Here is a 21,701-nt window from a genome sequence, read left to right on the forward strand (position 1 = left end):
GAAGTGGTGTGGTTAATCAGCCTTGAAACCCGTCGCTGCGACGGCCTTGCCCCAAGTCACTGTGTCGGCTGCGATGATGCGCCCAAACTCTTCTTTGCTGGTGCCTGTCACGCGAAAGCCAGAGTCTTCGAGCTTGGCTTTGGTATCGGCTGATTTCACGGCTTTCTGAACGTCGGTACTCAGTTTGGCTTGAATGTCGGCAGGTACTTTCGATGGCGCGACGATGCCAAACCATGAGGAGAACTCCAGGTTGTTGTAACCCTGTTCTTTGATGGTGGGCACGTCAGGCAAAGCACCTGTGCGTGTTGCACCTGTGCTGCCCAAGGCAACCAGCTTGCCGGCCTTCACATTCGGTGCCGCCAAACCTACGCTCGCAAAAACGCCTTGCACATCACCGCTGAACAGCCCGCCCAGTGCGTCGGCCGTGGTTTTGTAATGCACAGGCTCGGGCTTGAGTTTGATGGCATCACCAAACATGAACGCACCAAAGTGACCCGGCGTACCCGCACCAAATGTGGCCATGAACAGACCTTTTTGCTGTTGCGTCCAGCTCACGAATTCCTTCACGTTTTTGGCGGGCACTTTTTGTGGATTGACCAGCAGCACAAAGTCAGCGCTGACCACTTGGCTGATGGGGGCAAAGTCTTTGGCGGGGTCATAAGGCAACTTGTTGTAGCTGCTAGGCGCAATGCTGAGTTGGCCGGTTTCACCCAACATCAAGGTGTAGCCATCGGGTGCTGCGCGTGCCGCTTCGCTGGCAGCGATCAGGCCACCAGCACCAGGCTTGTTGTCCACGATCACGCCCATGTTGTTCCAACCCTCAGACAGCTTTTGTGCGACCAAGCGTGCCACGATGTCTGGGCCTGTTCCGGCTGGGAAGCCCACGATGATTCGAACGGGGCGCGTAGGGTAGTTGGGTTCAGCTGATGCGCCCATGCTGGTGCCCAAAGCTGCCAAGCCCATACCAACGATTAAGCTGCGGCGTACGAATAGTTTTTTCATGTGTGTCTCCTGAGTGGCTTGTTTTAATTTCGAAAAAGTGGGTGCGATCAGCAGACTTCAAAGAAGCGCATGACCACGCGGTCTGGATGCCTTGCCCCTGTGCCAATGAACAAACGTTCGCTGATCCACGACAGGGCAGGGGATGCGGTTTCAAAGCGCGGTGTGCAACGGAAGTAAACCGCTTCAGGGCTGACGACTTCGCCTTTGATGAGCTTGGCCATCACCTCGGGTGAGGCGGTGCGAATGGCGTTGTTTTGTACATAAATCACATCACCAGCGTCTGTCTCTAGCGCATAGCGTGCGTCTAGCTCGGCCATTTGCGCATTCACGATCAGCTGGAAATCTGCACCACCTGGCAGCACGCGTGCGGTCCAGCCATCGCCTTGGACCGAGCCGCCAAGGATGGAGATAAGTCGACGCGTGCCGTGAATGGTTTTGCCCACTTCAATGGGCTTGGCAACTTCGACCGAGAGATCGGCGAAAAATTTAAGTTCAGGTGTGGGTAAATGGAGCATGGAACAAAGGGTAATCCCAATAGGTCCAAGCCGATGTCATCCCTTAGGATGACAGCCACGAAGGCTACGAATTTTCAAAATGCGTCAATGGAATTTGCAATCGCCATCTGCGCATGTCCATGCGTTGGATGGTTTGATTGGGTTGATGGGTCAACCAAACTTTGAAGCCCAATTTCTATCGCACCTGCAAGACGTGGTGCCAGCTGCGTCGTACTCCATTTACAGAACAGGTCGCCAGTGCGTGCCCACCCGTTTCATGTCGGCGAGTTGGGGTGTGGCCGATACAACCCAAGCCTGTTGGAGCGCCTATTTGTCTGGTCCGCAAAAAAATGACCAGACTTTGGCTGCACCAGTGATGGAGAGTGGCAACGCCATGTTGTGCCACATCACCGACAAAGAGATTCCTGCTCAACACAAGGCGCTGGTGTATGAACCGCATGGCATGAAAGAGCGCTTGTCGGTCATTCAACAAGAAGCAGCTTCTGTGTTTGCAATTAACTTTTACCGCCATGTGCATCAGCGTCCCTTCACAGATGCGCATTTGTCAGACTTGGCTTCATTAGCGCCGGTGCTGCTCACGCTGGTACAAAAGCAAATTACGCTGTCGTTGCCGCAGGCCGTAAGTACTGCGCGTGATGTGAATCATTGGCTAACCAAGCTAAGTGCCTACAACCCAACATTGACCGAGCGCGAAGTCGATGTGTGCGCGCGTTTGCTCACGGGCATGACGCAAGACGGCATTGCCAGCGATTTAGGCTTGTCTTTGGCGACGGTTAAAACCTATCGCAACCGAGCTTTTGCACGGCTGGGGATTCACTTTAAGAATCAACTCTTTTCGCTGTTTTTGCATTGAAGTGAATCAAGCAATTGCTCAATAAAAAAGGCTGCTCAATGAGCAGCCTTTTTTGTTTGTTGCGTAAGATGAATTAATCGGCGATCGCCTGATAAGCCGCAGCATCCATCAACCCGTCCAACTCGGTAGGTGTCCTGAGCTTGACCTTGTAAAACCAACCCCCACCTTCAGGGTCGCTGTTGGCCAGCGATGGGTCAGCGCGCAGGGCTTCGTTGTGTTCGAGGATTTCCACACTCACGGGCATGTGCACGTCGGCGGCGGCTTTGACCGATTCAACCACTCCGGCCACGGTGCCTTGTGCAAAGGTTTTGCCGACTTCGGCGAAGTCAACAAACACGATGTCGCCCAGCGTGTCTTGTGCGTGCTGGGTGATGCCCACCAAAGCGGTGTCGCCTTCGATGCGCACCCAAGTGTGTTCTGCGTGATATTTGTTCATAGTCTTTACATGCCGCTGTAGTTAGGGCCGCCACCGCCTTCAGGCGTGACCCACACGATGTTTTGTGTGGGGTCTTTGATGTCGCAGGTTTTGCAATGCACGCAGTTTTGCGCGTTGATTTGTAAGCGGTCGGTGTTGTCGTCGTTCTTCACGTACTCGTACACACCAGCGGGGCAATAGCGGCTTTCTGGGCCAGCGTAGGTGGCGAGGTTGATGTTGACGGGCACCGACGCGTCTTTGAGCGTCAAGTGCGCAGGTTGGTTTTCTTCGTGGTTGGTGTTGCTGATGAACACGCTGCTCAAGCGATCAAACGTGAGCTTGCCGTCGGGCTTGGGGTAGTTGATTTGAGCGTGCTGTGCGGCAGGCTCCAAGCTCACATGGTCGGGCTTGTTGCCGTGCAGTGTCCAAGGTGGGGTGTTGATGCCGAGCTTGGGCAATAGCCATTGCTCAATGCCAGTCATTACCGTGCCAACCAACATGCCTTTTTTGAACCACAGTTTGAAGTTGCGGTATTGGTTGAGTTCTTTGCTCAGCCAGCTCTTTTCGAATGCGGCAGGGTAGGCGCTCAGTTCATCGTTGGCGCGTCCTGCTGACACAGCTTCATAAGCCGCGTCAGCTGCCAACATGCCGCTCTTGATGGCAGCGTGGCTGCCTTTGATACGGGCCGCATTCAAGTAGCCTGCATCGCAACCAATCAGTGCGCCGCCTGGGAACACGGTCTTGGGCAAAGCTTGTGGCGTGCCGTTATTGATGGCGCGTGCGCCGTAGCCAATGCGTTTAGCGCCTTCGAGGTGAGCAGCAATGGCTGGGTGTGTTTTCCAGCGTTGCATTTCTTCAAAGGGGCTGAGCCATGGGTTTTTGTAATCGAGGCCGAGCACAAAACCGAGGGTGACTTTGTTGTCTTCGAGGTGGTACAAAAAGCCGCCGCCAAAGGCGTCGTCTTGCATGGGCCAGCCAGAGGTGTGCACCACCAAACCAGGTTTGGCTTTGGATGGATCGACTTCCCAAAGCTCTTTGATGCCGATGGCATAGCTTTGTGGGTCGCGGCCTTCGGCCAAGTTGTATTTGGCAATGACTTGTTTGCCCAAGTGACCACGTGCGCCTTCGGCGAAGATGGTGTACTTGGCGTGCAGCTCCATGCCGAGCTGGAAGTTGTCGGTGGGTTCACCGTCTTTGCCCACGCCGAGGTTGCCAGTGGCCACGCCTTTAACGGAACCGTCATCGTTGTAAAGCACTTCAGCCGCCGTGAAGCCTGGGAAGATTTCCACGCCAATCGATTCAGCGTGTGCTGCCATCCACTTGACCACGTTGCTGAGTGACACCACGTAGCAGCCGTCGTTGTGGAAGTTGCGTGGCAGCAGCCAATCGGGGGTGCGCTTGGTGCCTGTTTCGCTGAGGAACAACACATCGTCGCCCGTGACTTCTTGGTTGATGGGGCAGCCGAGTTCTTTCCAGTTGGGAATGAGTTCGGTCATGGCCTTGGGGTCCATCACCGCACCTGACAAGATGTGCGCGCCGGGCTCAGAACCTTTTTCCAGCACGACGACGGACACGTCGTTGCCTTTTTCAGCCGCGAGCTGTTTGATGCGGATGGCCGTGGCCAAACCACCGGGGCCGCCACCAATCACGACCACGTCGTATTCCATGGCTTCACGTGGGCCGAACTGGGCGAGGATTTCTTCTTGTGTCATTTCGTTTGTCTCAGTCTGTTGTCAGAGGTGAGACAGATTTTAGGGCCTGTCATAGACGCACTTGTCATAATGAAATAACTCAACATTCAGGAGGCTTACATGGCGTACAGCATGGATTTATCAGGCCGTGTGGCCTTGGTCACCGGCGCATCCAGTGGTTTGGGGGCGCAATTCGCTCGCACCTTGTCACGCGCAGGCGCTGCTGTGGTGCTGGCCAGTCGCCGCATGGAAAAGCTCAAAGAGTTGCGTGCCGAAATTCAAGCCGAAGGCGGCGACGCTCATGTGGTGAGCTTGGATGTGACGACGCTAGGCAGCATCAAATCTGCCGTAGCCCATGTCGAGACCGAGGTGGGCAGCATTGACATCTTGGTGAACAACTCGGGCGTCAGCACCACCCAGCGCGTGCAAGACGTGACCGAAGAAGACTTCGATTTCACCTTCAACACCAACGTGAAAGGCTCGTTCTTTGTAGCGCAAGAAGTGGGTAAATGCATGTTGGCCCGCGCCAAGGGCGCAGCGCCCGGCACCTACACAGGTGGGCGCATCATCAATATTGCTTCGGTGGTGGGTTTGAAAGCGTTGCCACAAATCGCACCCTATGCCATGAGCAAAGCAGCGGTGATTCAAATGACCAAGGCTTTGGCCTTGGAGTGGGGGCGTTTTGGCATCAACGTGAACGCGATTTGTCCTGGCTACATCAGCACCGAAATGAATGAACACATGTGGGCCACCGAACAAGGCCAAAAATTGGTGAGCATGTTGCCGCGCAAGCGTGTGGGGCATCCGCAAGATCTAGATGCGCTGCTGGTGCTGCTGGCGAGCGCGGAGAGTTCTTTCATCAACGGCGCGATCATTTCGGCCGACGACGGATTTGCACTATGAGATACGAAATTCCTGAAAACAAAAAGCTGGTGTACGAATGCACCATCCCCATGCGTTGGGGCGACATGGATGCGATGGGCCACGTCAACAACACGATTTACTTTCGTTACCTCGAAATTGCGCGTGTCGATTGGTTGCATCAGTTCAACGCTGCACCAGGGCCTGAGGGCGAAGGTCCTGTGGTCGTGAATGCGTTTTGTAATTTTTACAAACAGCTCGAATACCCAGGCGATGTGTTGGTGAAGATGTACACCAGTGACCCCGCTCGTACCACCTTCGAAACGTGGGCCACGATGGAGCAGGCCGCCAATCCTGGCGTGATTTACGCCGCAGGCGGGGCCACCACCATTTGGGTGGACTTTCCCAAACAAAAAGCGGTGGATCTACCCGCGTGGTTGCGTGACATCGTCACGCCTTAACTTCATGGATGGCTGGGGCAGTGGCTGTGTCTAGCTGCGTGAGCCACAACAAGGCAGCTTTGCGGTCAGCGCCGCACATGTCAGCCGAGGGCTGCAAGCCGCCACAAAAAGCGGGGCGCTCAGGCTTGCCAAACATCGCGCAGCGCATGTCAGGCAGCAATTGCACACAGGGCACACCCGCCGGTTTGCCATGTGGCATGCCGGGCAGGGCGCTGGTGATGGAGGGCGCGATGCAGCACGCGCCACATCCGCTGCGGCATTGCATTTATTTTTGTTTGGGCACGCGACCCATCAAATAAAACTCGGGGTTGGGCATCATGCCGCTGAAGCTGGCGATGCGATTGCTCAAGCCAAAGAACGCGGTGATGGCTGCGATGTCCCAAATGTCTTCGTCGTTGAAGCCATGCGCATGCAAGGGGGCAAAGTCTGCCTCGTCAATCAAATCGCTGTGTTCGCATACCTTCATGGCGAAGTCGAGCATGGCACGTTGACGTGGGGTGATGTCGGCCTTGCGGTAGTTCACCGCCACTTGATCGGCGACCAAGGGTTTCTTTTCGTAGATGCGCAAAATGGCGCCGTGTGCCACCACGCAATACAAGCAGTTGTTGGCAGCGCTGGTGGTGGTGACGATCATTTCGCGGTCACCTTTGGTGAGGTTGCTCTCGCGTCCGACCGACTCCGGCACCATCAACGCATCGTGGTACGCAAAGAAGGCGCGCCATTCAGCGGGGCGGCGGGCTAGACCTAAGAACACGTTGGGCACAAACCCAGCTTTTTCTTGCACCTCCAAAATTTTGGTGCGCAGGTCTTCGGGCAAGTTTTCCAGCGCTGGGGCGGGGTAGCGGCTCATGCAATCGTCTCCAAGGGTTTGTTAGTTTGGGCGATTATCCTTGGCGTGAATTTGAATTTGAGGAACCCACATGACAGACCAACACACCCATCCCACAGACGCTGCTTTTGAAAAAGGTTTGGCCAAACGCACCCAAGTGATGGGACAACCTTTTGTAGACAAGGCGTTTGCAGGGGCTAGCGATTTCACCTTGCCCATGCAGCACCACATCACACGCGCCGCATGGGGCGATACGTGGCAGCGCGATGGCTTAGATTTAAAAACCCGCAGCCTCATCACAGTGGCCATGCTCACTGCGTTGGGTAAAACGCACGAGCTCAAAGGCCATGTGCGTGGTGCACTCAACAACGGCGCGACCAAAGAAGAGTTGCAAGAGGTGTTGTTGCATGCCGCCATTTATTGCGGCGTGCCAACGGCAGTCGAAGGCTTTAGAGCTGCTGCTGAGGTGGTGGATGCGCCTCAAGCTTAAAGACGGATCCTTGGGCGACAGCGCATGCGCTGTTTAGCCGACGACCAACTTATGTACCAGGTCTGCCGTGGTCGAGGCTTTGTATTTGCGCATCAGCTTGGCGCGGTAAATCTCGACCGTGCGGTGGCTGATGCCTAGAGCTTTGCCAATTTCTTTGGAGGTCATGCCCTCCATCAAAAAGGCTGCCACTTCACGTTCACGCGCTGTCAGCTCGGCGCGCACAGGGCGCGTGGCGCTGAGGTCTTCAAAACTCCAAATGCCTGCTTCGTGTGGTGAATCCAAGTTCAAGGCGCGACCCGTCACATGGCACCAAAACGGCTCGCCTTTCATGCGGCCATCGATGCGTTTCATCAGGCGGTCATCGGCGTACAGCCCCTTGGCGTTGAGGCTGAGTTTGATGCGTGCGCCTGTGCGCTCGTACTCATCCGCGCTGGGGTAGAGCACCTGAAACGACTGGCCAATCAGCTGCTCGCGTGTGGTGCCAAACATGTCGCACACGTGTTGGTTGCAGTCCACCATCGTGCGGTTGCGCGACAGAACGAGGCCGACGGGGGCGAGGTCAAAGGCTTGGCGGTAATCAATCATGGGAAAAGCTTTAGGGGGTCAGTGCTTACGAAAAACTACGTAGTTCAATACGTAGTATCGTAATGCCATTCTGTTGTACTTTGACTGGAGCATCCCTTGAACAAAGTTTTCCCTTCTGCTGCTGAAGCACTCAAAGACATCGTGGCCGACGGCCAACTGATGGCTGTGGGTGGTTTTGGTTTGTGTGGCATTCCTGAAGCCCTGATTGACGCTTTGCGCGACAGCGGTGTGAAGGACTTGACCGTCATCTCTAACAACGCTGGTGTGGACGGCTTTGGTTTGGGCAAGTTGCTCGAAACTCGCCAAATCAAAAAAATGATTTCTAGCTATGTGGGCGAGAACAAAGAGTTCGAACGCCAATACCTCTCTGGCGAGTTAGAGCTTGAGTTCACCCCCCAAGGTACGCTGGCTGAAAAGCTGCGAGCTGGCGGTGCTGGCATTCCAGCCTTCTTCACCAAAACTGGCGTGGGCACCTTGGTGGCCGAAGGCAAAGAGCTGCGCGAATTTGACGGCGAAACCTACGTGATGGAACGCTCCCTCGTGCCAGAAATCTCGCTCATCAAAGCGGATGTGGCCGACCGCTCAGGCAACCTGCGCTTCAACATGACCGCGCGCAACTTCAATCCTGCAGCAGCTACCGCAGGCAAGATTTGTATTGTGGAAGTCGAACGCATCGTGGCCACGGGCGAATTGGCCCCTGACGACATTCACTTGCCTGGCATTTACGTGCACCGCATCGTGCACAACCCCACGCCCGAGAAGCGCATTGAAAAGCGCACCACCCGCGACCGTAAATAAGGACACCACCATGGCTTGGACTCAAGACGAAATGGCCGCACGTGCGGCAAGCGAACTGCAAGACGGTTTTTATGTGAACCTCGGTATTGGCATTCCCACGTTGGTGGCTAACCATGTGCCAGACCACGTGGAAGTGTGGCTGCAAAGCGAGAACGGCATGCTCGGCATTGGCCCGTTCCCCTCCGAAGACGAAGTCGACGCCGACCTCATCAACGCAGGTAAACAAACCGTCACCACCATCAAAGGCTCGGCGATTTTTGGCAGCGACCAATCGTTCGCCATGATTCGCGGCGGCAAGATCAACCTCTCCATCCTTGGCGCGATGCAAGTGAGCGAGAAGGGCGATTTGGCCAACTGGATGATTCCCGGCAAGATGATCAAAGGCATGGGTGGCGCGATGGACTTGGTCGCGGGCGTCAAGCGCGTGATCATCTTGATGGAACACGTGGCCAAGAAAAAAGATGGCACCGAAGATTTAAAAATTTTGCCTCAATGCACCTTGCCTTTGACAGGCGTGGGCGTGGTGGATCGCATCATCACCGACCTCGCGGTGATGGACGTGGTGCCAGAAGGCCTCAAAGTGATTGAGCTGGCGCCTGGTGTGACCCGTGAATTCTTGCAAAGCAAGACCGGCGTGACTTTGCTATGAATGGCACGCTAAACTTGAGTCATTCATAACAAGGGGAAACACCATGAAAATTTTGGTTGCAGTTGACGGTTCTAAATCTTCTTTGAACGCGGTCAAGTACGCCGTGAAGTTGGCTTCCAACTTCCGCACAGAAGATCGCATCACCTTGATCAACGTGCACGATGACCAAGGCTTGCGCCATGCGCAACAGTTCGTGGGCAAAGAAGGCGTTGCTGATTACTTGCGTGAATTGAGCGACAAAGAACTCAAATCTGCTTTGGCCGTGTTGGTCAAAGCTGGCGTCAAGCACGACAGCATCATCCAAACAGGTCATGTGGCTGAAGTGATTTCTAACGCCGCAGACAAAAAGTTTGACCTGGTGGTCATGGGCTCAAAAGGCCGCAGTGGCTTGGTTGACATGCTGTTGGGTTCTGTGGCGCAACGCGTCATGGCCACCTGCAAGAAGCCTGTGCTGTTGGTGAAGTAATGACCTAACCAGGTGCTTTTGCACCGATCCAAAAGCCGCTCTGTTGAGCGGCTTTTTTTATGCCTGTTGTTTGGGATAGGGGCGGGGAAAACCACGCGTATTTGAGGGTTTTCTTAAATTTCCTTGTAAATGTGCACTTTGCACATTTATACTGAGGTTAATGATTGAAGTTAACCAAATGAACAAGACCGCACCCGACACCTTGTCCATAGAGCAGCAAGCCTTGCTGGCGGCGATGGGGCATTTGTTAAAGCCCTTTGCCAAGCTTGGTTTGGCCAAAGGTGTGCCCATTCAAGCCGTTGAAGAGCTGATTCGACATGCGTATGTCGATGCGGCCAAACAAGCGTGTGAAGGGAGCAACCCAGAGCGGTTGACCAGCCGCATCAGCACGATGACGGGTTTAACGCGTCGAGAAGTGGCGCGCATTCAGCAGTCACCTGTGCCAGAGCTGCCCGCCACACGCTCTGCTGCCACCGACTTGTTGACCTACTGGACATCGCAAACCAGCTATCTAAGTAAGAAGAAAAAACCTCTCGCCATTCCTCGACAAGGGCCAGCACCAAGCTTTGAGGCGTTGGCGGCCAATGTCACCAAAGATGTCCACCCACGTTCGTTGTTGGCCGAAATGATTCGACTCAACTTGGTCACACATCGCAAGGCCACTGACACCGTTGAGTTGCTGGAAGAAGTGTTTGTCCCCAACGATGACTGGCCACAAATGGTGGGGTTTTTAGGTGTCAACGTGGGCGATCACTTAGAAGCTGCGGTGAGCAATGTGCTGGGTGATGGCCATCAACACTTTGAACAAGCACTCTTGGCCGATGAACTGTCGGCTGAGTCTGTGGTGCAAGCCAAAGCATTGATCAGCGCGCAATGGCACAACTTGATCACCACGCTCGGCCCAGCATTGCAAGCGCTGATGGATGCCGACAAAGCCGCCCATCGACCGCAAGACCAAGCCGTTCGGATTGGTTTGTATTCCTTATCCAAGGCGATGCCATCGCCTGCATCTTCTGTCAATTTATCCCAGTGAACGGAGCGTTCCAAATGCGATCAATTCAATCTAACCCCAACTTTCAGCGTCGGACCCTTCTGCTGGGCATGGTCGGCTCCGTGGTGCAACTCTCTGGTTGCGGCGGTGGCGGTTCCGATGTCGCAGGTTTGTCCAGTGGCGGGACCGGCTCGTTCACCAGTGGCACGATTTCAGGATTGGGATCCATCATCGTGAACGGCATTCGCTATGACGATACCAATGCCAACAAGATTTCACGCGACGATGACACCTCATTCAGTGGCGACTTGAGGGTCGGCATGGTGGTGTCGATTCAAGGTTCGCCGGTGGTCGCTGCGACGACCGCAAATGGAACCGCCACAGCCACGGCCTATCGCATCAGTTGCGGCAGCGAATGGGAAGGCCCCGTGTCAAGCGTGAATGTAGGGGCAAGCAGCTTTGTGATGTTGGGCCTGACAGTGGATGTGTTGACCAGCACTGTGTTTGAAGGTGCGGCGGTGACACAGCTGTCGGCGTTGAATGTGTCCCACTTTGTGGAGGTTCATGGTTATGTAGACCAAACCACAGGGCACCTGCAAGCCACACGTGTTGAAGCATCCACGACACAGCCTGGGCACTACAAACTCAGTGGTGTGGTCAATAGCTTTGATGGCGTGCAACATACCTTCAAGTTGGGGCTTGTGGCGCAGCCCTCGAGCCAAATCAATTGGGTGGATAACGCCGCCAACACCACGGTTCCTAGCAGTTGGGGCGATGGTGTCTTTGTGCGTGTCACGATGACGTCGACGTTGCAGGCCACTAAAGTCCGATTGCTCACATCGCCGATGGCTCAATTAAATGCAGAGGACGAGCACGATGCTGAGATTCATGGCTTTATCTCAACGTACACCTCGAATGCTGATTTCATCGTCAACGGCATCCCCGTTGATGCAAGCAACGCACGCCTTTCTGGTGGCACCTTGAGGGTGGGGGTGCGCGTTGAAATTCACGGCAGCATCAGCAATGGTGTTTTAGTTGCAACCAAAGTTGAGACACCGAGTAACACGGATGTGGCAACACGTGAATTTGAATTCCACGGAACTGTCACTAATTGGAACGGCGGCGCACAGACATTTGATCTGCATGGGCTCACATTTGCATACAACGGCAGCACCAATATGCACGGAATCACCCTCGCCAATGGTCTGAGTCTTGAACTCAAAGCCACGCGTGCATCGGGCGGATGGCTGGTCAAAGAAATTCAGCTAGACGATTAATTTTTCATTCACAACCAAAGGTAAACACCATGACCCGCAAAACAAATTTGACACATCTCATCATCACAACAGTCGCTGCGGCGATGCTGATTCTTCCTCCTGCTGCGCGTGCAGACATTGTGGACACACAAGATCTTGCGGCGCAGACACAAACAGAGCAAGACCGCGCGAAGGTGCAAAGTTTTGTAGAACGCGCCACCGTGAAAGAAAAGCTTGAAGCAATGGGTGTGGAGGGCTTGTTAGCCAAAGACCGTGTCGCAGCCTTGGGTGAGCAAGAGGTTCACGCATTGGCCGAACGCATTGACGCCATGCCTGCTGGCGGCACCTTGAGCCAAATGGACATGGTCGTGATTTTGTTGATCGCAATTTTGGTGGCTGTTGCACTTTAAAAAGAGAGGTCTTTATGCATCTCGATCAATTCATCAAGCCCCTATGGGGCGTGGTTCTCTTATGCGGCTCTTTGTTTTCGTCTGCCACTTGGGCCGACCGTCCTGAAGGCGCAGGGCAGGGTAAGCGCGCGCGTATGCAAGAGCAACGCATGCATGAAGACCGCGCATCGGACGATGCCCGAGAGCTGAGATCGCCTGGTCAAGGTTCGTTCTTCGAACTGCGGCATCAGCAGGCAGCTCGCGATATTTATGGTCAACAAGTGGCACAAGGTAAATGCCCGCCTGGCTTAGCTAAAAAGGGAAATGGCTGCTTGCCACCCGGTCAAGCGAAGCAGTGGGCCATTGGTCGACCTTTGCCGACAGACGTAGTGCTTTATCCCGTGCCACTTGAATTGCAACGGCGCTTGGGCCCAGCCCCAGCAGGTTACAAATACGTGCGTGCAGCCAGTGATATTTTGCTGATTGCCGTGGGTACCAGCATGGTGATCGATGCGATTGAGGATTTAGGTGGGCTTTGAGCGCAGTCTTCTTGCAGGGTTCGCGGCAGCGCTGGTGATCGGTGTGTCAGGCTGCGCCTCGACGAGCAGTTTGAGTGGCTTTGAAACAAGCGCAGGGCTGCCTGTCTCGGTTGAATTGAGCGATGTGGCGTTTTATCCGCAGACGCAAGATCAATGCGGTCCTGCGGCTTTAGCCACCGTGCTAGAACACGCGGGCGTCGCGCGCACCTTGCAACAACTGGAGGCCGATGTGTATGTGCCCCAGCGCCAAGGTAGTCTTCAGTTGGAGATGCTAGGTGGTGCTCGGCGTGCTGGCGTTTTGCCTTACCTGTTGCCGCGTGAGCTTCATGCTTTATGGCGAGAGGTGGCGGCGGGGCATCCGGTGGTGGTGTTGCAAAACGTACGTTGGGATTGGTGGCCGGTGTGGCACTACGCTGTGGTGGTGGGGTATGACACACACGCAAACACGGTGACTTTGCGCTCGGGCGATCAAAAGCGCTTGGTCATGTCTGTGGTTGATTTTGAGCAAAGCTGGACAAAGGCCAGTTCTTGGGCATTCGTGGCGTTGCCGCCGGATGAATTGCCTGCAACAGCCTCTGCCGAGGCCTTCGTCGAAGCCGCAATGACGCTTGAACGTGTGGCCCTAATTCAAGCCGTACAGGCGTATCAAACGGCGCTTCAAGCGTGGCCGGATAACTTAGAGGCGCACCTTGCTTTGGGCAACAGCTATTACAGACAGCGCGATTTACAAGCCGCCCAAATGCACTACGAACAAGCCACTGCGCATCATCCCGATGCAGCAGACGCATGGAACAACTTGGCGCAAGTGTTGTACGAAACGCAACAATGGGTGCGAGCTAAACAGGCGATTGACAAAGCGGTTGTCTTGGGTGGTGCGCGGCTGACGCGCTACAAAGCGACGCAACGCGCCATCGAGGAAAGAATGTAGCCCTATAGGCCATGTGCATTGGCGCAAAGTGGAGCGGGTGACGGGAATCGAACCCGCGTTATTTGCTTGGGAAGCAAGAGTCCTACCATTGAACGACACCCGCACTAGTCTGGATTGTAGGTGTGTGTAGATCTAGACTAACATTTCAAATAGTTTGTATTTGATAGAGGGAGCGTTGCATGAAAACATTCACAAAAATTTGTATCTTCTTGTCTGTGTTGTTGCCCATGTGGGCCTCTGCGCAGAGCTGCAACGACATCAAGGACAAAGACAAAGCCAACTACTGCCGCGCCATTGATACCAATGACAAATCACATTGCCAAAAAATAGGTGGCAACGATTTGCTCAATCTATGTATGGGCAAAGTCGAGAACGACATGAAGTATTGCCGCCGTATCACAACCGACAAAATCAGGAAAAGATGTGAGAACAGCGTTCGCTGAATGCAAAACAGCATCCGCTAGGGATGCTGTTTTTGTTGGGTGAGCGCGGTGTAGGTTTAGGCTTGTGCGAGCGCTTGTGCCATGACTTTTCCAACTTGGTCGAAGTAAGCCTGGGCAGCTTGTGTTGGCACCAAGTATTTGGTACGGCGGTTTTTGCCTTCAAACACGGTGTCAATCATGCCCAACTCACGCAATTGATCGAGCTTGCGATGAATGGTGGCAGGGGAGGCAATGCTGTTCAACCCCATGGCATCGGTCACTGTCAAAGGCTTTTCTTGGCCGTGACGCACAGCGATTACTTCCAACAGTTTCTTGGCATCCAAGTCCATCGCAGGTGCGTTCTCTCCGCCATCCAATGCGTGAATGAGGTTGAGAAAACGCAGATAGATTTGTTTGGATTCCATGATAGATATGCCTTTGTTTGCATAGGTAAGTAATATCGATATTGTATATATCAATAATGTCATTTAGAGCGTAAAACCACGTATTCCGTACGTTTCCGAAGGTTTTGTCGTTATTTGAGGATGTCGCCCAAGCAGAGATATTTCATCTCCAAGTACTCATCCATGCCGTGGCTGGAGCCTTCGCGGCCAAGGCCTGATTGCTTCACGCCACCAAACGGCACATGCTCGGTGGCGATCACACCGACGTTGATGCCCACCATGCCGTATTCCAGCGCTTCGCTCACGCGGTAAATGCGGCCAATGTCGCGGCTGTAGAAGTAACTGGCCAAGCCAAACTCGGTGTTGTTCGCGGCATCCACAGCTTCTTGCTCGTGTGAGAAGCGGAACACAGGAGCAAAAGGGCCAAAGGTTTCTTCGCGGGCGCACAGCATGTCTGCGCGCGCGTCGGCGATGACGGTGGGTTCAAAGAACTGGCCGTCTAGTTTGCGGCCACCCACCATGACCTTGCCGCCTTTGGCGATGGCGTCTTGCACATGGCGCGCAACTTTTTCAACGGCGGCATCTTCAATCAATGGGCCTTGCGCCACGCCATCTTCAAAGCCGTTGCCCACTTTGAGGGTTTTGACTTTGGCCGAGAATTTTTGAACAAACTCGTCGTACACCGCGTCTTGCACGTAAATGCGGTTGGCGCACACGCAGGTTTGGCCCGCGTTACGGTATTTGCTGGCCATTGCGCCTTCGACGGCGCTGTCAATGTCGGCATCGTCAAACACGATGAAGGGGGCATTGCCGCCCAGCTCCAAAGCCAGTTTCTTAATGCTGGGCGCAGACTGCGCCATCAAGATGCGTCCCACCTCGGTGGAGCCCGTAAAGCTGATGTGGCGCACGATGTCGCTGCTGCAAAACACTTTGCCAATCGCAATGCTGTTGTCGCTGTCGGCGGTGATGATGTTGACCACGCCCGCAGGAATGCCCGCGCGAATGGCCAGCTCAGCAGCGGCCAAGGCGGTGAGGGGAGTCAGTTCGGCAGGTTTGATGACCACGGGGCAGCCGGCAGCCAGTGCGGGGGCCACTTTGCGGGTGATCATGGCCAGTGGGAAGTTCCACGGTGTGATGGCGGCGCACACGCCGATGGGCTGCTTGAGCACCATCAAGCGGCGGTTGTTGTCAAACTGGGGCAGGGTTTCGCCGTTGACGCGCTTGGCTTCTTCGGCAAACCACTCCACAAAGCTCGCGCCATAGGCCACTTCGCCTTTGGCTTCCGGCAGCGGTTTGCCTTGCTCGGCAGTCATGATGCGGCCTAGGTCTTCTTGGTTGGCCATGAGCAGGTCAAACCACTTGCGCAAGATGATGCTGCGCTCTTTTCCTGTTTTGTTGCGCCAAGCGGGCCAGGCTGCATTGGCTGCGTCAAGGGCGGCTTCGGCGTCTTTGGCGGTGAGGTTGGCTACATCGGCCAATTTTTTGCCTGTCGCGGGGTCATGCACGTCAAAGCGGCTTGCACCCTTGACCCAATGGCCGTTGATCAAGGCATCGGTCTTGAGCAGTGTGGGGTCGTTGAGCAAAGAAAGGGGCGCCGTTTTAGCGAAACCTTCGGTTTTCATGTCCATGAGGGTCTCCAAATTTGATGAGGCAGAGCATACCGCTGACCCAGCGCCCGCGATGACTCTGGGGTGACACCCAAACCTATAATTTGGGGATGACTACACCCAAATTCACCGTCGCTGATATTCGCAAAACATTCTTGGACTTCTTCGAGTCCAAAGGCCACACCGTGGTGGCCTCTAGCCCATTGGTACCGGGCAACGACCCCACTTTAATGTTCACCAACTCGGGCATGGTCCAGTTCAAAGACGTGTTCTTGGGCGAAGACAAGCGCTCTTACGTGCGCGCTGCCTCGGTGCAAGCTTGCTTGCGCGCCGGTGGCAAACACAACGACTTGGAAAACGTGGGCTACACCGCCCGCCACCACACCTTCTTTGAAATGCTGGGCAACTGGTCGTTTGGTGACTACTTCAAACGTGAATCCCTCAAGTGGGCGTGGGAGTTGTTGACCGAGGTCTACAAGCTGCCCCCTGAGCGTTTGCTGGCCACCGTCTACCAAGAAGACGACGAAGCCTATGACATTTGGACCAAAGAAATTGGCCTACCACCCGAGCGCGTGATTCGCATTGGTGACAACAAAGGTGGCCGCTACAAGAGCGACAACTTCTGGATGATGGCCGACACCGGCCCTTGCGGCCCTTGCTCTGAAATCTTCTACGACCACGGCGACCACATCCCAGGCGGTCCTCCCGGCAGCCCCGACGAAGACGGTGACCGCTTCATCGAAATTTGGAACAACGTGTTCATGCAGTTCAACATGGCTGAAGACGGCAGCGTCACCCGTTTGCCCGCGCCTTGCGTGGACACAGGCATGGGCCTCGAGCGCTTGGCTGCCATCTTGCAGCACGTGCACAGCAACTACGAAATCGACATCTTTGATGCCCTCATCAAAGCCGCTTCACGCGAAACGGGTTGCACCGACATGGGCCACAAGAGCCTGCGTGTGATTGCCGACCACATCCGTGCCACATCATTCTTGGTGAGCGACGGCGTGGTGCCTAGCAACGAAGGCCGTGGCTATGTGCAACGCCGCATCATCCGTCGTGCGATTCGCCACGGGTATTTGTTGGGTCAGAAAAAACCGTTCTTCCACAAACTCGTGCCTGACTTGGTCAAGCTCATGGGCGATGCCTACCCCAACATGGCCAGCCAAGCCGAACGCATTGCGTCGGTGTTGAAGGCCGAAGAAGAACGCTTCTTTGAAACCCTCGAAGTGGGCATGTCAATTTTGGATGCCGCATTGCAAGGCGGCGCAAAAGTGTTGCCAGGTGAAGTGGCGTTCAAGCTCCACGACACCTACGGCTTCCCGCTCGACTTGTCTGCTGACGTGTGCCGCGAACGTGGCCTGAGCGTGGACGAAGCAGGCTTTGCTGCGGCGATGGAAAAACAAAAAAGCCAAGCCCGCGCCGCAGGCAAGTTCAAGATGGACAAGGCTTTGGAATACACCGGCGCAGGCAACGCGTTTGTGGGCTACAACGACCTCCAGACAAAAGCCAAAGTGGTGGCGGTGTACTTGGACGGCAACTCTGTGGCTGAACTCAAGCACGGCCAAACAGGCGTGGTGGTGTTGGATACCACACCGTTTTACGCTGAGAGCGGCGGCCAAGTGGGCGATGCGGGCGTGTTGGTCAGTGGCTCAGCCAGCTTTGCTGTGGAAGACACCTTGAAGATCAAAGCCGATGTGTACGGCCATCACGGCACCTTGACCCAAGGCACCTTGGCCGTGGGCGACCATGTGGATGCACAAGTCGACACAGACCTGCGCGCAGCCACCGTGCGCAACCACTCTGCCACCCACTTGATGCACAAAGCTTTGCGCGAAGTGCTGGGCGACCACGTGCAACAAAAAGGCAGCTTGGTGAATGCCGAGCGCACACGTTTTGACTTTGCGCACAACGCCCCCGTGACCGATGCACAGATTCGCGAGATTGAAGCCAAGGTCAACGCCGAAATTTTGGCCAACGCCGCAGCGCAGGCGCGTGTGATGGACATCGAGTCCGCCCAAAAAACGGGCGCCATGATGTTGTTTGGCGAGAAGTACGGCGAGACCGTGCGCGTGCTCGACATTGGCTCTAGCCGCGAGTTGTGCGGTGGTACACACGTCAAAGCCACAGGCGATATTGGCTTGTTCAAAGTGGTGGCTGAAGGTGGTGTGGCCGCTGGCGTGCGCCGCATTGAAGCCGTGACAGGCGCTAACGCGCTGGCTTATTTGCAATCGCTCGAAGACTCTGTGGCTCAAGCCGCTGGCGCACTCAAAGCGCCAACCACCGAGCTCAACGCACGTTTGGCCCAAGTGCTGGAACAAGTCAAAACGCTCGAAAAAGAAGTGTCAGCCCTCAAAGGCAAAGTGGCTTCCGCTCAAAGCGATGAGTTGCTCACCCAAGCGGTGGACATCAAAGGCACCAAGCTCTTAGTGGCCAAGCTCGAAGGGGCTGACGCCAAAACTTTGCGCGACACCATGGACAAGCTCAAAGACAAAATGAAGTCTGCTGTCATCGTGTTGGCTGCTGTGGACGGCGAGAAGGTCAACATCGCCGCAGGCGTGACGGCTGACAACACAAGCAAAGTCAAAGCGGGCGAGATGGCCAACTTTGTGGCCCAGCAAGTGGGCGGTAAAGGCGGCGGCAAGCCTGACATGGCAATGGCGGGTGGCACTGATGCTGCAGCTTTGCCCAAGGCTTTGGCCAGCGTGCAAGCTTGGGTGACCGAGCGCTTGTGATGCGCATGCACGCACGTTCACAAGACCTGCAAACAAAGGCCCAACCCGTGTTGGGCCTTTTTCTTGGCGTTTGCCTTGCTGTGTTGTTGACAAGCTTTGTGGCCCCAAAGGCGTGGGCGCAGTTCGATAAAACCGCATGGCCTGCCAAAGTGGACACGCCCAAAATTGAAGCCATTGATTTGCAAGGCAAAGCGTGGACTTCAGCCGAGTTAACAGGCAAAGTGGTGGTGCTTAACTTTTGGGCCACGTGGTGTGCGCCGTGCAAAGACGAGCTGCCCACCTTGCAAACACTGCACGACATCAGTGATGCACAAACCGTGGTGCTCACCATCAATGTGCGCGAGCCCGCTGCACGCGCTGAGCGTTACATGCAAAGCACGGGCATGACGTTTCCTGTCATCTCTGACGCCAAAGGCGAGCTGGCCAAGCGTTGGGGTGTGACGGTGTATCCCACCACCATCCTCATCGCGCCTAATGGCCAAGCCCGTTGGCGCGTGGTGGGCGATGTGGACTGGAGTGGGCCGCAGGCCAACGCGTGGTTGGCCGATGTACGCCAAAACGTTTCAGCTGCCAACGCTGCATCGAAGCCCGCCACCCCCAAGCGATAATTCAAGCGCCTCGCGCACTTTGCGTGAGGTGACCTGCCTTCGGGGCATGGGTGCGGTGAGATGTTTCATCTCGTTCATGTGCCTTGTATGCGCCGACAGGTCTCACTCATTATTCGGAGCTCTCTTTCATGACTCTCGTGCGTCGTTCCCTTCTCAAGGGGGCCGCAGCTGCGTGCGCCCTCAGTGGTGTGCCTGGCTTTGCTTTGGCCCAAACATCTCCTCAAGCGGCTCGCCGTTTCGAACCACAAGCGGGCCAGTGGCGCACGTTTGAAGTCACCACCCGTGTCGACTTGGCCGATGCAAAAGGCGCAGCCTCACGCGTGTGGTTGCCAGTGCCTAGCATCAACTCGGATTGGCAACGTTCGCTGGAAAGCAGCTTCCAATCCAACGGCACCTCACGCATGGTGAGTGACGGCACAGACGGCGCGCGCATGGTCTACACCGAGTTCGCCGCTGGCGTGACCCCGTTTGTAGAAGTGACCAGCCGCGTGCAAACGCAAAGCCGTTTTGTGGATATCAGCAAACCAGCCGCTCATGCGTTCACGCGTGAAGATGCAGACACTTTGCACTACTACACCCGCGCTACCAAGCTGTTGCCCACCGACGGCATCGTGCGCAGCACCGCACTCAAAGCCACACAAGGCGCGAAGACCGATGCACAAAAAGCACGCGCCATTTACGACTGGGTCGTAGCCAACGCATGGCGCGAACCCAAAACACGTGGTTGCGGCGAGGGCGATATCAAAACCATGTTGGAGACAGGCAACCTCGGCGGCAAGTGTGCTGACATCAACGCCTTGTTTGTGGGCCTGTGCCGCTCGGTCGGCGTGCCTGCACGTGATGTGTACGGCATTCGTTTGGTGCCTTCGGCCTTTGGTTACAAAGAGTTGTCAGGCAACCCCGCCAGCTTGAAAGGCGCGCAACACTGCCGCGCCGAGGTGTATTTGCAAGCCCACGGCTGGGTGGCGATGGACCCCGCCGACGTGGCCAAAGTGATGCGCCTAGAAACCCCTACATGGATCAAACGCACCGACGACGCTGTGGTGCAGCCCGTGTACAACCGCTTGTTTGGTGGCTGGGAAGGCAACTGGATGGGTTGGAATACCGCGCACGATGTGGTGCTGCCTGGCAGCAAAGAAGACCGCTTGGGCTTCTTGATGTACCCCGTGGCTGAGACGGTGGATGGTCGCGCAGACTCTTACGCACCGGACACGTTTAAGTACCAAATCACGGCGCGCGAAATCAAGGCTTAACGTGTTTGAAGCGTTGGGTTGGCCCGATGCTTCTGCGCTGTGAGTTTTACAGCGTCATGCTTAGATGCAAAGCGCTGTGAAACTCTCGTACCTCACCCGTGACGGGGTCTGTGAAGGCCACGCTTTTGGCCAGCAGTTGCAGAGGGTTGCTGAAGTCTTCCTCCGCATCTGGCCCGCGCAACACCGTGGGATAAAACTGGTCGCCCTCTAGCGGCAACCCCAGCGCCATCATGTGCACGCGCAGTTGATGGCGTTTGCCGCTGACAGGCTCTAGCTGGTACAGCGCACGGGCTTCCTCAACTTTGAGCAAGCTGATGCGTGTTTCGCTGTTGGGCTCGCCATCTACCTCTTGTGTTCTGAAAAAAAGTTCGTCGGGTTGCAGGCGGCTGATGTGTACACGCGGCAACTCTAACGCGGGGTTGTAGGCTGCCACCGCTTCGTACACCTTGTGCATTGCTTTGTCGCGAAACAGTGCGTGATAGGCATCGCGGTCTTGCAAACGCTTGCCAAACATCACAAGGCCCGCGGTTTCGCGATCGATGCGGTGCAGGGGCACAAGGTCGTCATTGCCTGTGAGATGTTTGAGCTGGACCAACAGGCTTTGCTGCACATAGCGGCCGGCAGGCGTGACCGGCATGAAGTGCGGTTTGTCCGCCACGATCAAGTGATCGTCTTCAAATACGATGCTGGCCTTTTCAGGCAGCACCGGCTCGTTGGCGATGTGGCGGTAGTAGTAGAGCTTGGTGCGCGGTGTGTAGGCCTGCGTTGCCGCCACGGGCTGGGCATCAACGTTCAGCACCAAGCCATGTTCAAAGCGATGCAGCCACTCGTCACGCGAGATGTCTGGCATCCGCTCTAGCAAGAAGTCCAGCACCGTAGGCCAATGCCCAACGGGCAGCGACACGCGGCTGGCACCTACGCCGTTGCGCGTGGGGATTCGCATAGGCGTAGCTT

General features: G+C 55.6%; 26 protein-coding genes and 1 tRNA gene. 16 read left to right on the forward strand and 11 right to left on the reverse strand.

The window, feature by feature from the left end; all coding sequences use genetic code 11:
• Positions 1–12: 12 nt before the first annotated feature.
• Together LINBF2_RS03970 and LINBF2_RS03975 are read right to left on the reverse strand one after the other, a co-directional pair.
• Positions 13–963, reverse strand: a complete 951-nt coding sequence (locus LINBF2_RS03970; protein WP_281891284.1) for a tripartite tricarboxylate transporter substrate binding protein — start codon at positions 961–963, stop codon at positions 13–15.
• 86 nt (positions 964–1,049) lie between these two features.
• Positions 1,050–1,517: a DUF3237 domain-containing protein gene (locus LINBF2_RS03975; protein ID WP_281890593.1), complete on the reverse strand. Its 468-nt coding sequence runs from the start codon at positions 1,515–1,517 to the stop codon at positions 1,050–1,052.
• A 79-nt stretch (positions 1,518–1,596) separates the two neighbouring features.
• Between LINBF2_RS03975 and LINBF2_RS03980 the strand changes: the two genes are divergently transcribed.
• Complete coding sequence (locus tag LINBF2_RS03980; protein WP_281890595.1) at positions 1,597–2,370, forward strand: LuxR C-terminal-related transcriptional regulator; 774 nt, start codon at positions 1,597–1,599, stop codon at positions 2,368–2,370.
• A 73-nt stretch (positions 2,371–2,443) separates the two neighbouring features.
• Here LINBF2_RS03980 and gcvH read toward each other — a convergent pair whose 3' ends face one another.
• Both gcvH and LINBF2_RS03990 read right to left on the reverse strand, forming a co-directional pair.
• Positions 2,444–2,806, reverse strand: coding sequence for a glycine cleavage system protein GcvH (gene gcvH, locus LINBF2_RS03985; protein WP_281890597.1), 363 nt, complete (start codon positions 2,804–2,806; stop codon positions 2,444–2,446).
• A 5-nt stretch (positions 2,807–2,811) separates the two neighbouring features.
• Positions 2,812–4,497: an electron transfer flavoprotein-ubiquinone oxidoreductase gene (locus LINBF2_RS03990; RefSeq protein WP_281890599.1), complete on the reverse strand. Its 1,686-nt coding sequence runs from the start codon at positions 4,495–4,497 to the stop codon at positions 2,812–2,814.
• 99 nt (positions 4,498–4,596) lie between these two features.
• Here LINBF2_RS03990 and LINBF2_RS03995 point away from each other — a divergent pair, with 99 nt between their 5' ends.
• A complete protein-coding gene (locus LINBF2_RS03995; protein ID WP_281890601.1) occupies positions 4,597–5,379 on the forward strand; it encodes an SDR family oxidoreductase in 783 nt (260 codons plus the stop codon).
• Positions 5,376–5,798: a thioesterase family protein gene (locus LINBF2_RS04000; protein ID WP_281890602.1), complete on the forward strand. Its 423-nt coding sequence runs from the start codon at positions 5,376–5,378 to the stop codon at positions 5,796–5,798. The genes LINBF2_RS03995 and LINBF2_RS04000 overlap by 4 nt, the downstream gene beginning before the upstream one ends.
• Here LINBF2_RS04000 and LINBF2_RS04005 read toward each other — a convergent pair.
• Together LINBF2_RS04005 and LINBF2_RS04010 are read right to left on the reverse strand one after the other, a co-directional pair.
• Positions 5,788–6,063 (reverse strand): YkgJ family cysteine cluster protein, encoded by a 276-nt coding sequence (locus LINBF2_RS04005; protein WP_281890604.1) that lies wholly within the window; start codon positions 6,061–6,063, stop codon positions 5,788–5,790. The two genes, LINBF2_RS04000 and LINBF2_RS04005, sit on opposite strands and share 11 nt — an antisense overlap.
• Positions 6,064–6,648 (reverse strand): peroxidase-related enzyme, encoded by a 585-nt coding sequence (locus LINBF2_RS04010; RefSeq protein ID WP_281890606.1) that lies wholly within the window; start codon positions 6,646–6,648, stop codon positions 6,064–6,066.
• 70 nt (positions 6,649–6,718) lie between these two features.
• Between LINBF2_RS04010 and LINBF2_RS04015 the strand changes: the two genes are divergently transcribed.
• A complete protein-coding gene (locus tag LINBF2_RS04015; RefSeq protein WP_104799227.1) occupies positions 6,719–7,117 on the forward strand; it encodes a carboxymuconolactone decarboxylase family protein in 399 nt (132 codons plus the stop codon).
• Between the two features lie 33 nt (positions 7,118–7,150).
• Here LINBF2_RS04015 and LINBF2_RS04020 read toward each other — a convergent pair whose 3' ends face one another.
• Positions 7,151–7,702: a PAS and helix-turn-helix domain-containing protein gene (locus LINBF2_RS04020; RefSeq protein ID WP_281890609.1), complete on the reverse strand. Its 552-nt coding sequence runs from the start codon at positions 7,700–7,702 to the stop codon at positions 7,151–7,153.
• A gap of 96 nt (positions 7,703–7,798) precedes the next feature.
• Here LINBF2_RS04020 and LINBF2_RS04025 point away from each other — a divergent pair, with 96 nt between their 5' ends.
• The 8 genes from LINBF2_RS04025 (at position 7,799) to LINBF2_RS04060 (ending at position 13,718) form a co-directional block, all read left to right on the forward strand.
• The gene (locus tag LINBF2_RS04025) at positions 7,799–8,500 is read left to right on the forward strand and encodes a CoA transferase subunit A (protein ID WP_281890611.1); all 702 of its coding nucleotides are present in this window, start codon (positions 7,799–7,801) and stop codon (positions 8,498–8,500) included.
• A gap of 10 nt (positions 8,501–8,510) precedes the next feature.
• Positions 8,511–9,149 carry a 3-oxoacid CoA-transferase subunit B gene (locus tag LINBF2_RS04030; RefSeq protein WP_281890613.1) on the forward strand — a complete coding sequence of 213 codons (639 nt, stop codon included), beginning with the start codon at positions 8,511–8,513 and terminating at the stop codon, positions 9,147–9,149.
• Between the two features lie 43 nt (positions 9,150–9,192).
• Positions 9,193–9,615, forward strand: coding sequence for a universal stress protein (locus tag LINBF2_RS04035; protein ID WP_104799231.1), 423 nt, complete (start codon positions 9,193–9,195; stop codon positions 9,613–9,615).
• Positions 9,616–9,793: 178 nt separating this feature from the next.
• A complete protein-coding gene (locus LINBF2_RS04040; protein ID WP_281890616.1) occupies positions 9,794–10,648 on the forward strand; it encodes a DUF6502 family protein in 855 nt (284 codons plus the stop codon).
• Positions 10,649–10,662: 14 nt separating this feature from the next.
• Complete coding sequence (locus LINBF2_RS04045) at positions 10,663–11,883, forward strand: DUF5666 domain-containing protein (RefSeq protein WP_281890618.1); 1,221 nt, start codon at positions 10,663–10,665, stop codon at positions 11,881–11,883.
• A gap of 29 nt (positions 11,884–11,912) precedes the next feature.
• Positions 11,913–12,272, forward strand: coding sequence for a PA2779 family protein (locus LINBF2_RS04050; protein WP_281890620.1), 360 nt, complete (start codon positions 11,913–11,915; stop codon positions 12,270–12,272).
• Positions 12,273–12,286: 14 nt separating this feature from the next.
• A complete protein-coding gene (locus LINBF2_RS04055; RefSeq protein WP_281890623.1) occupies positions 12,287–12,790 on the forward strand; it encodes a hypothetical protein in 504 nt (167 codons plus the stop codon).
• Positions 12,780–13,718: a PA2778 family cysteine peptidase gene (locus LINBF2_RS04060; protein ID WP_281890625.1), complete on the forward strand. Its 939-nt coding sequence runs from the start codon at positions 12,780–12,782 to the stop codon at positions 13,716–13,718. The genes LINBF2_RS04055 and LINBF2_RS04060 overlap by 11 nt, the downstream gene beginning before the upstream one ends.
• 29 nt (positions 13,719–13,747) lie before the next feature.
• Here LINBF2_RS04060 and LINBF2_RS04065 read toward each other — a convergent pair.
• Positions 13,748–13,821: transfer RNA gene (locus LINBF2_RS04065), tRNA-Gly, on the reverse strand.
• A gap of 76 nt (positions 13,822–13,897) precedes the next feature.
• On the opposite strand from LINBF2_RS04065, the gene LINBF2_RS04070 reads away from it, so the two are divergent.
• Complete coding sequence (locus LINBF2_RS04070; protein WP_281890627.1) at positions 13,898–14,161, forward strand: hypothetical protein; 264 nt, start codon at positions 13,898–13,900, stop codon at positions 14,159–14,161.
• Positions 14,162–14,217: 56 nt separating this feature from the next.
• On the opposite strand, the gene LINBF2_RS04075 is transcribed toward LINBF2_RS04070, so the two are convergent.
• Together LINBF2_RS04075 and LINBF2_RS04080 are read right to left on the reverse strand one after the other, a co-directional pair.
• The gene (locus LINBF2_RS04075) at positions 14,218–14,565 is read right to left on the reverse strand and encodes a hypothetical protein (RefSeq protein ID WP_104799233.1); all 348 of its coding nucleotides are present in this window, start codon (positions 14,563–14,565) and stop codon (positions 14,218–14,220) included.
• A gap of 110 nt (positions 14,566–14,675) precedes the next feature.
• Positions 14,676–16,172, reverse strand: coding sequence for an NAD-dependent succinate-semialdehyde dehydrogenase (locus LINBF2_RS04080; protein ID WP_281890629.1), 1,497 nt, complete (start codon positions 16,170–16,172; stop codon positions 14,676–14,678).
• An 89-nt stretch (positions 16,173–16,261) separates the two neighbouring features.
• Here LINBF2_RS04080 and alaS point away from each other — a divergent pair, with 89 nt between their 5' ends.
• From alaS to LINBF2_RS04095, 3 genes are all read left to right on the forward strand, one after another.
• Positions 16,262–18,886 carry an alanine--tRNA ligase gene (gene alaS, locus LINBF2_RS04085; RefSeq protein ID WP_281890631.1) on the forward strand — a complete coding sequence of 875 codons (2,625 nt, stop codon included), beginning with the start codon at positions 16,262–16,264 and terminating at the stop codon, positions 18,884–18,886.
• A gap of 5 nt (positions 18,887–18,891) precedes the next feature.
• Complete coding sequence (locus tag LINBF2_RS04090; RefSeq protein WP_281890633.1) at positions 18,892–19,494, forward strand: TlpA disulfide reductase family protein; 603 nt, start codon at positions 18,892–18,894, stop codon at positions 19,492–19,494.
• Positions 19,495–19,622: 128 nt separating this feature from the next.
• Positions 19,623–20,747, forward strand: a complete 1,125-nt coding sequence (locus LINBF2_RS04095) for a transglutaminase domain-containing protein (RefSeq protein WP_281890635.1) — start codon at positions 19,623–19,625, stop codon at positions 20,745–20,747.
• 46 nt (positions 20,748–20,793) lie between these two features.
• Here LINBF2_RS04095 and LINBF2_RS04100 read toward each other — a convergent pair whose 3' ends face one another.
• Positions 20,794–21,690, reverse strand: a complete 897-nt coding sequence (locus LINBF2_RS04100; RefSeq protein WP_281890637.1) for a pseudouridine synthase — start codon at positions 21,688–21,690, stop codon at positions 20,794–20,796.
• Positions 21,691–21,701 lie beyond the last annotated feature (11 nt).

The organism is Limnohabitans sp. TEGF004, assembly GCF_027924965.1.
In the GTDB taxonomy this organism is placed as follows: Bacteria; Pseudomonadota; Gammaproteobacteria; order Burkholderiales; family Burkholderiaceae_C; genus Limnohabitans.